Annotated in this window: 10 protein-coding genes; 2 read left to right on the top strand and 8 right to left on the bottom strand. The window is 63.5% G+C overall.

From position 1 onward, the window contains the following. Positions 1-110: 110 nt before the first annotated feature. The 7 genes from HGI30_RS10530 to leuC form a co-directional block, all read right to left on the bottom strand. On the bottom strand, positions 111-392 hold the full coding sequence (locus HGI30_RS10530; protein WP_168907519.1) for an NAD/NADP transhydrogenase alpha subunit: 282 nt from the start codon (positions 390-392) through the stop codon (positions 111-113). 17 nt (positions 393-409) lie between these two features. Continuing rightward, entirely contained in the window at positions 410-1,117 is a 708-nt protein-coding gene (gene nth / locus HGI30_RS10525) for an endonuclease III (RefSeq protein ID WP_168907518.1), read from the bottom strand. A gap of 131 nt (positions 1,118-1,248) precedes the next feature. Further along, positions 1,249-3,954 (bottom strand): S-layer homology domain-containing protein, encoded by a 2,706-nt coding sequence (locus HGI30_RS10520; RefSeq protein ID WP_168907517.1) that lies wholly within the window; start codon positions 3,952-3,954, stop codon positions 1,249-1,251. A gap of 45 nt (positions 3,955-3,999) precedes the next feature. Next, positions 4,000-4,644, bottom strand: coding sequence for a GerMN domain-containing protein (locus HGI30_RS10515; protein WP_168907516.1), 645 nt, complete (start codon positions 4,642-4,644; stop codon positions 4,000-4,002). A gap of 15 nt (positions 4,645-4,659) precedes the next feature. Beyond that, positions 4,660-6,126, bottom strand: a complete 1,467-nt coding sequence (locus HGI30_RS10510) for an N-acetylmuramoyl-L-alanine amidase (protein WP_168907515.1) — start codon at positions 6,124-6,126, stop codon at positions 4,660-4,662. A 1,636-nt stretch (positions 6,127-7,762) separates the two neighbouring features. After that, a complete protein-coding gene (gene leuD, locus HGI30_RS10505) occupies positions 7,763-8,362 on the bottom strand; it encodes a 3-isopropylmalate dehydratase small subunit (RefSeq protein WP_168907514.1) in 600 nt (199 codons plus the stop codon). 46 nt (positions 8,363-8,408) lie between these two features. Continuing rightward, positions 8,409-9,830, bottom strand: a complete 1,422-nt coding sequence (gene leuC, locus HGI30_RS10500) for a 3-isopropylmalate dehydratase large subunit (RefSeq protein ID WP_168907513.1) — start codon at positions 9,828-9,830, stop codon at positions 8,409-8,411. 151 nt (positions 9,831-9,981) lie between these two features. Between leuC and HGI30_RS10495 the strand changes: the two genes are divergently transcribed. Next, a complete protein-coding gene (locus HGI30_RS10495) occupies positions 9,982-10,887 on the top strand; it encodes a LysR family transcriptional regulator (protein ID WP_168907512.1) in 906 nt (301 codons plus the stop codon). A 165-nt stretch (positions 10,888-11,052) separates the two neighbouring features. Here HGI30_RS10495 and HGI30_RS10490 read toward each other — a convergent pair whose 3' ends face one another. Continuing rightward, positions 11,053-11,862, bottom strand: a complete 810-nt coding sequence (locus HGI30_RS10490; protein WP_168907511.1) for a carbon-nitrogen family hydrolase — start codon at positions 11,860-11,862, stop codon at positions 11,053-11,055. A 146-nt stretch (positions 11,863-12,008) separates the two neighbouring features. On the opposite strand from HGI30_RS10490, the gene HGI30_RS10485 reads away from it, so the two are divergent. Next, positions 12,009-12,572, top strand: coding sequence for a hypothetical protein (locus HGI30_RS10485; RefSeq protein WP_235680378.1), 564 nt, complete (start codon positions 12,009-12,011; stop codon positions 12,570-12,572). The last annotated feature ends 125 nt before the right edge of the window (positions 12,573-12,697 follow it).

Raw genomic sequence — 12,697 nt, 5'->3', positions numbered from 1 at the left:
CCGCCGGATCTGTCTATGACCCAAAAAGCGCAAAACAGCCGTCCCCGGGCGGCAGGGACGGCTGATGCTGCAATCGAACCGCCTGCGCATCGGCAGGCGTCAGCTCCGGCTTAGACGGCCGGCGCTTCCTCATCCTCATCCGTCGGGATGCAGATCTCGAACACATTGCCGTGCTGCAGGATCGTGATGTTACGCTGCTTCTCGCGCATGACGACGACCTCCGGCTTCTGGCGCATGCGCTCCAGGTATTGGGCCGGCAGATCGCCGGAGCCGCTTACCGTGACGCCTTCGATGACGAGATCCTCGTTCTCTCCCGGAGGAGCTTCCATCACCTGCTCGTAGATATCGGAGAACAGACCGAAGTCATTCGTGAATACGCTGATGCATTTCATTGTTCATCATCCTTCGCTTAAAGGTTGGAAGCCTCGCGCCTCGCGGCGGCTTCCTTCTTGGATCTAGGCTTGGCAGCGGGGACCGCCTTCATGCGCCGCTGGCCTTCCTTGCACAGCTCGATGAGCGGGCAGATGTCGCATTTGGGCTGCTGGGCCTTGCAATGGTAGCGCCCGAAAAAGATGAAGCGATGATGGGTCAGCGTCCATTCCTCGCGGGGAACGCGGCGCATCAGCTTCTTCTCGACCTCAAGCACGGAATCGTCGGGCTTGGCCAGCCCGAGCCGCTTGGACACCCGCTCCACATGCGTATCCACCGCGATCGCCGGCACGCCGAACGCGTTGCTGACGACGACGTTGGCCGTCTTGCGCCCGACGCCGGGCAGCTCGGTCAGCTCCTCATGCGTGCGGGGAACATCGCCGCCGTGCCGCTCCAGCACGATCCGGCACAGCTTCTGGATGTTCGCGGCCTTGGTGCGGAACAGGCCGATGCGCCGGATGTCCTGCTCCAGCTCGGCCAGCTCGACCTGAAGGTAATCCTCCGGCGAGCGGTATTTGCGGAACAGATCCGCCGTCACGCGGTTCACCGTCTCGTCCGTGCACTGCGCGGACAGCAGCACCGCGATCGTCAGCTCGAACGCGTTCTCGTGGTTCAGCTCGCAATGCGCGTCCGGAAACAGCTCGGCCATCGTGTCTAGAATGAACCGGATTTTATCGGAAGCTTTCATTGGAACGCTCTCTCCCTAGTTGCACTATCGTTCAAAGTGTACCGAATCTGTCCGTCCGGCGCAACCGAAAAAGGCTTTACGCGCAAAAAAAGAAGCGCCTCGCGGCGCTTTGTTGCGAAAATCTTCGGTTTTCAGCCTTTGACGACCTCCAGCAGCTTGCCTCCGAACACATACAGCGTGACGGCGTCGCCATCGGCTAGGGCGCCGAGCGCGATTGGCTGCCCGCTGGCGGTGACGGCCGCGCCTTCGGCGAGCGTGAAGCGGTAGCTGTTGTCGGTCAGCGAGGCGCGCTTCACGAGCAGCTGGCCGTTCTCCATTTTCCAGAACGTCTTCTTGACGCCCGCATTCGCTTCGATGACGACGGCTCCGTCGGCGCTTTTGCGAGTCTCGACACGATCGCCTGCGGCCAGCGCCGCGACGCTGCCGCTAACGGCTCCGTTCTTAACGATGCTGTAGCCGCTGCCGAGCTCGATCGTGCGTGCCGAGCCGCCGTATTCCTGCACGGTGACGGAGCTGCCACCGACCTGCGTGACGACGCCGTAGCGGACCGTCACAAGCGTGAGCGACGAAGGCGTCTGGCCCGCATAGGTGACGTTGACCGTGCCGCCCGCCGCCAGCGAGGCGAATGGAACCGTCGCGCCGTCGTCGCCTCGGAGCGGCAGGCTGCCCGCGCTGAGCGCGATGCCACTGCCGGACGCCGGCTGCAGGCCGAGGATCTTGTTCGCCGCATCGACCGACGAGATTTTGTACTGCACGCCCTGATGGACCCGCAGGCTCGTCGCCTTGGCTTGGTTCGTGTCCAGGCTGGCGGTAACGCGCATGCCGACCTTGACGTCGGCGATCGTCGCGCCGCTCTTGCCGTACCAGTCGACCGAGAGCGCGTCGAACGGAAGCGTCGCCGACGTGCCGTCGTCCAGCGACAGCGCCAGCGTCTTGGTCGCCGTGTTGAGCAGGCCGATCGTGCCGGAGTACTGGTAGACGAAACGGATGAGCACGGCGTCGCTGCCGGAATAGCCGACCGTCACGCGCTGCCCCTGGCGGAGCATACCTGTCGCCGTCGCTAGCGGCACGGTCGTGCCGTTCAGCTCGACGCGCGTCTTGTCCGTCACCTGCAGCGCCGCGAGCTTGCCGTTCGTGCCCTTGACGGTAAGAGCCTTCTGCTCGGGACTGTAGCTAAGCACCTCCGCCCCGGTCAGCGTCGTCAGCGAACGGTTCTTGACCGTGATCGACGTCACCTTGCCTGCCGCGTCGAGCGACAGCTCCAGCTGGTCATCCTTGTACAGGTCGCCGAGCACCGGCTGCTCCACGCCCGGAATCGTCAGCGTCACGTTGTCCGCCAGATAGCTCGACTGCAGCTTGCCGTTGGACGTGTAGGTAAGGATGTCTCCTGTAAACGCGCTGAACGAGCCGCTCGCGCCGCGCACCGTCGTATCCGTCACCTTGACCGACACGACCTGGCTGTCCTTGACGGAGTAGCTTACCGCATCGCCCGCCGTCAGGCCGGCCAGGCCTCCCTCCAGCGCGCGGCCGTCCCAGCCGAGCACGACGAGTCCTGCCGCTCCCGGCCACGTCTCGTCGGCGCCCGTCGACGTCTTGACCGTCAGCATGCCGCTGGCCGCGGCCGCGACGGTGCCGCTGCCTTCCTTGGAGACCGGAGCCGACTTGACGACGATCTCGAGCGCGCCCGGCTTGTCGCGGAACGTATCCGTCTTGACGATGACCTGGCTGTCCGTCTTGAGATCGGCCAGCTCCAGCTTCGCGCCTTCCTGAGACTTGATCGCGAGCGACGAGTCGTAGGTGACGCCGATCATGTTCTGTCCGTCCCACAGCCATATCGTATTCTGGCCCGCAGCGATCTGCTTGATCGTGCCTTCGGTCGACTTGACCTGCTGCTCCGTGTCGGTCTGCTCCACGTAAAGCGCGTCCGTGCCGCCGCCCAGCACCTGCACATGCGTGTACAGCTGCAGCTCGGCCGAGGACTTCAGCGCCGTCTCGCCGTCGAAGCGGTAGAAGCGGGCATCCGCGGCGAGATTGAACGTACGGAATCCGTCATCGGTATACACCGTCGCGGTCGTTCCGCTAACTGCCGTGAGCACGCCCTCCGTCTCGCCTGGGTAGGAAACGGGAGCCAGCGTCTGCGCTCGGCTGAACAGCGTAGCCGCCGAGGCGCGGTTGACCGCCGAGACGGGGTCGAATTTCTGCGCCGTCACGCCTTTGACGAGTCCGAGCGATACGCCGGCGTTGACATAGCCGGCATAACCGGCGCTGATGGCGGAGGCGTCCTGGAAGCCGGAGCTTTTGGCGGCCAGCTCCTGGGCCAGCTGCTGCTTGCCCGCGGCGCGAACGATGAGCTTCGTGATCCATTCGCGCGATGCCGCAGAGGCGCCCCACTCCTGCTTCGGCTGGGAGTCGGCCAGCTTGAACTCCTCTTCCTGACTCAGCAGGCCGAGCTTCAGCGCCAGCACGACATACGGCTTGTAGTAGTTGTTCACCCGGAACGAATCCGGGAAGACGACCGCCTGCGAGGCGTCGATCTCCTTCTCCTTGCCCATGAAGCGCAGCGCCATGACGACGGCTTCCTGGCGGCTCACGGAAGCCGACGGGCGGAACTGCCCCTGGTTGCCGACGATGATGCCTTGCAGAGCCAGCTTCATGATGCTGCGCTCCGCCCAGTGTCCGATCTTGACGTCGGAGAAAAAGGATCCGGCCGCTGCGGCCGCGGCTGTCCCTCCGGACACGGAAGAAGCCGCTGCGTTAGCAGCGGCAGGTCCTCCAGCCAGGAGGGAGAGGGCGATCATGCCCGTGGCGAATCGATAAGCTTTTGTACTCAGTGGCATCTGTTCCGGCTCTCCCCTATGAATGGAATGAAAACAAAACGGCGCTTATGGAGTGCTTTCGTACGAATCGCGCAAGATCGGATGCTGCAGCTCGACGTGGCCCATCAGGCTCTCGACGGCCTCGCCGTCCACGGTCACGTCCAGCGACTGGATCTCGGGAAATTGGAACGTCGTGCGCGCCAGCGAGTCGATGGCAAGCTGCTCTCCCGGTCCGCCCAGGCGGGCTTCGTCCGGCAAGGTCAGATCGACCTGCGCCGCGCCGTCCTTGAGCTGCACGGAACGGAACTCCACGCCTTGCCATAAGGACTGGTGGCCGTCGCGATCCGCTCCGGCGAGCGCCTTCAGCGCGGCGGCCAGCTTGCCCGCAGCGTCTTCGTATTCGATCTCCGCTTTGAACTCCTTGAGCCCGAGCAGCTCGGCATCGGTCTGGTAAATCTTGATCGTCGCTTTCTTCATGCCCGCCTCCGTCCCTGCGCCGGCCGAAGCTCCTTCGCCGGAGCCTTCGGCCGTCTGCGAAGACGGCGGCAACGATGGGGACGCGGACGCGGCAGGCGATGGAGATGGAGAAGGCGACGGGCTGGACGCCCCCGCTCCTCCGCTCTCCGGCGCTTTGGCGCCGCAGCCCGCGAGCGCGGCGGCGACGGCAGCAGCGGCCAACAGCGCCGCAAGCCTTCGTTTCGGCTGCATCATGGCTTTGTCGCCTCCTTACAGCTTCAGATATTCCTTGATTCCGCGGACGAGCGCTTGCGCGATCTCGTTCTGCTTGTTCTCGTCGAACAGGATCGCGTTGTCCTTGCTGTTCGTGAGGAAGCCGGATTCCGTCAGCACCGCCGGCATGGTCGTTTTCTTGATGACGACAAAGCCAGCCGTCTGCACCTTGCGGTTCGGAAGCCCGGTCGCAGCGAGCAGATGCTTTTGGATGATGTCAGCGAGCGTCTTGCTGTCCGCTCGATTGTAGTAGGTTTCGGTCCCGGAAGCCGAGGAGCCTTTGAGCGCGTTCGCGTGAATCGAGATGAACACGTCCGCGTTCAGCCTGTTGGCGATGGCCGCCCGCTCTTCCAGGGGGATGAAGGTATCGTCCGAGCGCGTCAGGATGGGCTCGATGCGAGCTTCCTTCTTGAGCAGCTCGTTCACCTTGAGGGCGATCGCCAGATTGAACGATTTCTCCGTCTTGCCGGTGATGCCGATCGCGCCCGGATCTTGGTCGCCGTGTCCCGCGTCGATGACGACCTTGAAGATTTTGTCGCCCGACGGAGTCGTCGGAACCGGAGGAACCGGCTCGCTCGCGCCGAGGACGCTCAGCTGCAGGAGGCCTTCGGACTTGGTGAGCGTATACTGCGCCGCAGCCTGGAGATCCCAGACGACCCGGACCGTGGACGGCTTGTCCGAGTAATGGGAGAAGCGGATCTTGGTCACGAGCGAATTGTCCGTGACGATCTCGCCCATCTTGGCCGTCGTCGCCGAGTAGCCCGGGGTGAACGCATCCGCGAACGCAGCTGCCGGAATGTCCAGCACGATCCGGTCGGGTCCGCTGAGGACCTGCGGCTCGCCTACGGTCGCGATGCCCTGATAGGCGATGCTCGTCGTGCCGATGCCGTCGTACTGGATCGACGTGACGAGCGCCTGCGCGTCAGCCGGAATCGTGCCGCCGCCGGAGCTGCCCCCGTCGCCGTCGCCCGGAGTCGTGCCGCCAGTGCCGGGATCCGGCTGGCTGCCGGTGCCGCCGGTGCCGGGCTGGCCCGTGCCGCCGTCCGTGCCTGGAGCTGTAGGCTCCTGCGTCGACGGCTGGAACAGATAGACCGACTTGGCAGGCGCGTCATAGTACACTTCCAGGCCCATGTTCTCGCTCACGAACCGCAAGGGCACCATCGTCGTGCTGGCCGCTCCGCTGCCGACGATCTTCGCCGGCGTCGCCAGCACGATCTTCGAGCCGTTGACGACGGACGACTTGCTGCCGACGACGAGCTCGATGAGGCTGTCTCCGTTATGTATGACTGCCTTTTTTGCCGCCTTGTCCCACGTTACGTCAAAGCCCATCCCTTCGGCTACCGTACGGATCGGAATAAACGTCGTGCTCTTGTCGATCCGCGGCGCCGATGCCGACTGAAGCTCCAGGCCGTTCAGGAACAGCTTTGGAGCCTTGCTCGCTGCGGAAGTGACCGAAGCGAACATGGATAACGCTGCTACGAAAAACACCAGCATCAGAACTGCTTTTTTCATCATTCACCTCGAAAAACGGATTCACCCGCCTTGCCCGCCCGGCGGCAGTGGACGTTGGCAAAGTCAGGCAATCGATTAGACGCGATCTATCCCGAAAAGTTGCGAAAAAAAGGGAACCGTGGCAACTTTTTTGCGTATACGCGAGGTTGCCTCTTCGCATGCTGTCGGAACCAGGCGGGACCGGGTCGCTCTGCAAGACGAAGCGCGCGTCCAGACTGCATGTACCCAAGTTACTCGGTTAGTCCGCGCAACTCCGATCGTTTCGCCTTCGTGTACCCGAGTTACTCGGTTTTTCCGCTCAACTCCAGTCGTTTCGCCTTCCGTGTACCCGAGTTACTCGGTTTTTCCGCGCAACTCCAGTCGTTTCGCCTTCTGGGCACACGAGTAACTCGATTAATTCGACTTGCTGCCTCGACTTCGTGCCTCTAGCCACTCTTTAACTCGATTTTTTCGACTTAATGCCTCGGTTTCGTGCCTCCAACCACTCTCTAACTCGATTTTTTCGACTTAATGCCTCGGTTTCGTGCCTCCAACCACTCTCTAACTCGATTTTTTCGACTTAATGCCTCGACTTCGTGCCTCCAACCACTCTTTAACCGAGTTTTTCGACTTCGTGCATGAGGGCGTTCATCCGAGCTAAATTAGATTGCTTGGCGACGAGGGTGCGTCCAGCAATCGATTGACCTGCTAGGTTCCTAGCTTGCTAAGATGACGCGTTAGATGGCAAGGCTTGCTGGATGGGCGAAGGTCAGAGACAAAATGAACGAGCGAGCTGGTCGTGGCCAAAGATTTCGTAACCAGCGCGGCACACCTTGCTGCCGTCTCCCCTTTGTTGAGGAGCGCGCGAGGCTATCGTTCCGTCTGATATGGGGCGTGCAAATCTGTCGTCTGCCGGTCATCCGGGCGCACGTAATGCTTTCGTTGCCGGTCATCCGGGCGCATGTAATGCTTTCGTTGCCGGTCATTCGGGAGGCACGCGAGGCTGTCGAGCGAGCAAGTCTTTCGTTACCGGTTAGGCGCGAGCGCATAAGGCTGTCGATACCGATTAGACGCGAGCGCAAGGCTGTCGCTGCCGGTCATTCGGGAGCGTGAGAGGCTGCCGTCTCTCGGGTATACGGGAGACGCCTCCTCCCCATTAAAAAGGGGGAGAAAGCGGCTGGGAAAAGGCAGAGCGGAGCGAGTCGATGCCTTTCGGAGAAGCGGCAGCGGTCCTCTTGGAAGACGGATGGCCTCCGAATAGGAGGATAGGCGATCCGGGCATCCGGCTTCCAGTGGAATCGGAGAAAGGCTCGGCTCCCGCAGCGACTGCTTGTCCAACTTGCTTCGTTTGCCGGCTTTCGCATCGAGAAAGACTCGGCTCGCGCAGCGAATGCTTGTCCAACTTGCTTCGTTTGCCGGCTTTCGCATCGAGAAAGGCTCGGCTCCCGCAGCCACTGCTTGTCCAACATGCTTGCTTGTCTTGCTCCCCTGCCGACAAAGGCTCGACTCGCGCAGCCACTGCTTGTCCCCATGCTTTTCCGCTTCGCGCCCCCCTCCCTGCCCAACAAATGCAAAAACCCGCCTGCGGATTCCGCAGACGGGCGAAGGATCAGGCGAACGAGCCTTGACGGCGCTCTTCGTATGCGGAAATTTCGTCCGCATGCTTCAGCGTCAAGCCGATGTCGTCCAGCCCCTGGAGCAGGAACTGGCGGCGATGCTCGTCGAGCTCGAACTCGATGCGCAGGCCGTGCGCGTCGGTCAGCAGCTTGCTCTCCAGATCCACGCTCAGCTCGTAGCCTTCATGAGCAGCGGTGCGCTGGAACAAGTCCTCGACCTGCTCCTCGCTCAGCTTGATCGGCAGGATGCCGTTCTTGAAGCAGTTGTTGTAGAAGATATCCGCGTAAGACGGCGCGATGACGACCTTGTAGCCATAGTCGAGAATCGCCCATGGCGCATGCTCGCGGGAAGAGCCGCAGCCGAAGTTGGCGCGGGAGATCAGGACGGAAGCGCCCTGATAGCGCGGCTTGTTGGGCTCGAAGTTCGGATTGACGTTGCCTTCTTCGTCGAAGCGCCATTCGAAGAACAGGAACTGGCCGAAGCCGCTGCGCTCGATGCGCTTGAGGAATTGCTTGGGAATGATGGCGTCCGTATCGACGTTGACCCGGTCGACGGGGGCGACGATGCCCGTATGCTTCACGAATGGTTCCATGGTCGGTGAATCTCCCCTCTTATAGAAACGGCCTCGGCCGCTGGTATTAGTTCGCTACCGCCTGCTTGATCTTCCAGTCGCGCACGTCCGTGAAGCGGCCCTCGATCGCGGCCGCTGCGGCCATCGCCGGGGAGACGAGATGCGTGCGGCCGCCGCGTCCCTGGCGTCCCTCGAAGTTGCGGTTGGACGTGGAGGCGCAGCGCTGTCCCGGCTGCAGCACGTCCGGGTTCATCGCGAGGCACATCGAGCAGCCTGCCTCGCGCCACTCGAAGCCGGCCTCGACGAACACCTTGTCGAGCCCTTCCTTCTCCGCCTGCATCTTGACGCGGCCGGAGCCCGGCACGACGATCGCGGTCACGCGGTCGCTGACCTGGTAGCCCCGCGCGATCTCGGCGGCGGCGCGCAGGTCCTCGATGCGCCCGTTCGTGCAGGAGCCGATGAACACGTAGTCGATCGGAATGTCGGCCATCGGCGTGCCCGGCTTCAGATCCATGTATTCCAGCGCCTTCTCGGCCGCCTTGCGCTCGTTCTCCGTCGGGAGGTCGGACGGATTCGGCACGGCCGACGTGATGTCGGTGCCCATGCCGGGGCTCGTGCCCCAGGTGACTTGCGGGATCAGGCTGTTGACGTCGAACTCGAGCACGGTGTCGTACTCCGCGCCTTCGTCGGTCGTCAGCTGACGCCAGGCCTCGATCGCCCGGTCGAAGTCCGCTCCCTGCGGCGCGTACTCGCGGCCGCGCAGGTACTCGAACGTCGTCTCGTCCGGAGCGATCAGGCCGGCGCGCGCTCCGCCCTCGATGCTCATGTTGCAGACGGTCATGCGCTCCTCCATCGACAGCGAAGCGATCGACTCGCCCGTATACTCCAGCACGTAGCCGGTCGCGAAGTCGGTGCCGTACTGGGCGATCAGGCCGAGGATCATGTCCTTGGCGGTGACGCCCGGCTTGCGGCTGCCCTTGAAGCGGATCGCCATCGTCCGCGGCTTGGACTGCTGCAGGCACTGGGTCGCGAGCACATGCTCCACCTCGCTCGTGCCGATGCCGAACGCCAGCGCGCCGAACGCGCCATGCGTGCTCGTGTGGCTGTCGCCGCAGACGATCGTCTTGCCCGGCCAGGTGAGGCCGATCTCAGGCCCCATGACATGCACGACGCCTTGGTCGATATTGTTCAGGTCGAACAGCTTGACGCCGAAGTCGGCGCAGTTCTGCGTGAGCGTGTCGACCTGCTGCTTGGAGATCGGGTCCTTGATGTTGAAGCGGTCCTTGGTCGGAACGTTGTGGTCCATCGTCGCGAACGTGCGGTCCGGACGGCGGACCTGGCGTCCCGAAAGGCGCAGGCCCTCGAACGCCTGCGGCGACGTGACCTCGTGGACGAGATGCAGGTCGATGTAGAGGATGCTCGGCTTGCCCTCTTCCGCGTGAATGACGTGATTGTCCCAGATTTTTTCGAACATGGTGCGCTTTTTCATAAGTTATCACCCCGTATGAGTATCGGTGCCGTTTCTTGATCTGCATCCAGCATACACGTCCGGGGTTGATTGTTCCAAGATATAATATCTATAATCATTATAGGATGCTATTATAAATCACCCGGCCCCGAGTGGCCGAAGGAGCCGAACGATGGAATTACGCCAGCTGCACTATGTCATCCAGATCGCCAAGGAGCTGAACTTCTCGCGCGCGGCCGAGAAGCTCCACATCGCCCAGCCGTCGCTCAGCCAGCAGCTGTCCAAGCTCGAGAAGGAGATCGGCGTGCTGCTCGTCCGCCGCACGACCAACTCCGTCGAGCTCACCCATGCGGGGGAAGTGTTCGTGGACAAGGCCCAGGACATCCTCGACCGCATCGAGCAGCTCAAGACCGAGATGGAGGACATGGCCCAGATGAAACGGGGACGCCTCGTCATCGGCAGCCTGCCGATCACCGGCTCGCACATCCTCCCGATCGTGCTGCCGGAGTTCGGCCAGCGCTTCCCCGACATCGAGCTCGTGCTCGTCGAGGATACGACCGCCAAGCTCGAGCAGCTCGCGGGAAGCGGTCAGACCGACATCAGCCTGCTGACGCTGCCGCTCATCGATCCGACCCTCGTCTATGAGCCGCTCATCCGCGAGGAGATCACGCTCGCCGTGCCGCCGAGCCATCCGCTGGCCGGCCGCCGGGAGCCGATCGGGCTGGAGACGCTGAAGGACGAGCCGTTCATCGTGCTCAAGAAAGGCCAGGGCTTCCGCCAGATCGCCCTCGACCTGTGCGCGGGCGCCGGCTTCCAGCCGCGCATCGTGTTCGAGAGCAGCAACATCGAGACGGTGCAGTCGCTCGTCGCGGCGGGCATGGGCGTCTCGTTCATCCCGCAGATGATCGCGCAAGGGCGCCGCACCGAGTTCACACCGTCCTTCATCCCGATCAAGGGCAAGCCGTCGCGGACGCTCGTCATCGCCAGCCGCAAGGGCCGCTACCTGTCCAAAGCGGCGGAAGCCTTCATCGAGACGATGAAGGCTTCCGTCAGCCGCCATTACGGCGGACAGGACTAGCGCGTGCTTACAGCTTCGGAGGGATCAGATGGCGCCGAATGTCCGCTTCCTTCCCTGCGTGGATTGCAGGCGAAGACTCATCGGAGGCGCCTCATGCCTAGGCGACAAGGCAGAGGGCGAGAAGGCGGTGCAGGCTGCCCCAGGGCGAGGCTGCGCGTCTACTCCCTAGAGCCGGTAGAGCTGCGGCCTGCGGTCCTCGAAGACGGGGATGCGGGCCCGCACCTCGTCGACAAGGGCCAGATCGATGTCGGCGCTCAGGATCGTCTCTTCTTCCCCGGCTTCGGCGAGCACCTCGCCCCATGGGTCGACGATCATCGAGTGGCCGAAAAACTCCGTCTCCCCGCTCGTGCCCGTGCGGTTGCACGCAATGACGTACATCTGGTTCTCGATCGCGCGCGCGATCAGCAGCGAGCGCCAGTGATGCAGGCGCGGCTTCGGCCACTCCGCCGGCACGAACAGCGCCTTCGCTCCCGCGAGCGCGAGCGAGCGAGCCAGCTCCGGGAAACGGATGTCGTAGCAGATCATCATCGCCGCGTCCGCCCCTTCCAGCGGGAACAGTCCCAGGCGCGAGCCGGCCGCCAGATGCTTTTCTTCCTCCATCAGCCGGAACAGATGCATTTTTTCGTACTGTCCGGCCAGCTCTCCCTCCCGATTGAAGGCGTAGGCGGCGTTGTACACCTCCTGCGCCCTTTTTTCGGCGATCGAACCGCCGACGACATGCACGCCCGCCTCCCGGCTGAACGCCGACAGCATCGCGCGCGTCCGCTCCCCGTCCGGGTCGGCCAGCTCGCCGATGCGGTCGAGCGCGTAGCCGGTGTTCCACATCTCCGGCAGCACGATCACGTCGGGCTTGTCCGCCGCCGCGGCCGCCTCCTGCAGCCGGGACCGCACCCGGGCAAAGTTCAGCTCCGGCTCTCCCGCGTCTATATGAAGCTGCAGCGCCGAGATGCGCAGCTTGCCTCCGTTTCCGCTCATGCCTCCAACCCCTTTCCGCGCATCCGCTTCGGGATGCTTCATCAATGCTACTATTCTTGCCGCGTCATAGGGCGCTGTCAAGATGGACAGGTTAAAAGCAAACGACGGGCTGCCCCGAGGCGGCCCGAAAGGAGATGCTTTTCCCGATGCGATTCCCTCCCTCTCTCCCGCCGGCCGCGCCTGCCGCGCCAACGCGCCTGCACTTCCTCCACTCCGCCGCCCGCGCCGCGCTCCGCCTTCCGCTGCTGCGCCATGCCGGCCGCTCCCGCAATGCCGTGCGGCTGGCCACGGCCGCGCTCGTCCTCCTCTTGCTCGCGGGCTTGCTTCCGCAGGCGGCGTCCGCTTCGGCTCCGGCCAAGTCCGACCGTCCGGTCCAGGTGTTCGACGTTCGCGCCGGGAAGGTCGTGCAGTCGTTTCCGAACGAGGACGCTTACCAGCAGATCGCCCGCTCCTGGCTGGACGCGGCCGAGGGGCTGTCGCCCAACCTGTCACCGGACGACGATTGCGGCTATGTGTTCCGCATCCCGCTGCGAGAGCCCGCCTCGCTGAAGGTCGGCCGCCTGCACCTGCGAGCCGAGGACGTGTTCCTGTTCTACTGTCCTGAGCGCGAGCCGGAGCTGCTCGTGTTCGACGAGCGCAAGAAGCCGTACCTGCTGACGGCCCGTCCGGATCTGCGTCCGTTCTTCGAGCGGATCGGCTTCGAGCCCTGAGCGGACGTTCGCCCCGGCGCGCGCTCGACAGTCCGTCCCTCCTCTGCTACCATGGTTGCAGCAAGCCGGAAGCGAGCGCGCGAGCCGCAGCGGTCCGGCCAAGGATGATGATGGAGTGATGACAA

The organism is Paenibacillus albicereus, from assembly GCF_012676905.1.
GTDB classification, from domain to species: domain Bacteria; phylum Bacillota; class Bacilli; order Paenibacillales; family Paenibacillaceae; genus Paenibacillus_O; species Paenibacillus_O albicereus.
This window is presented reverse-complemented; position numbering and strand designations above follow the sequence as displayed.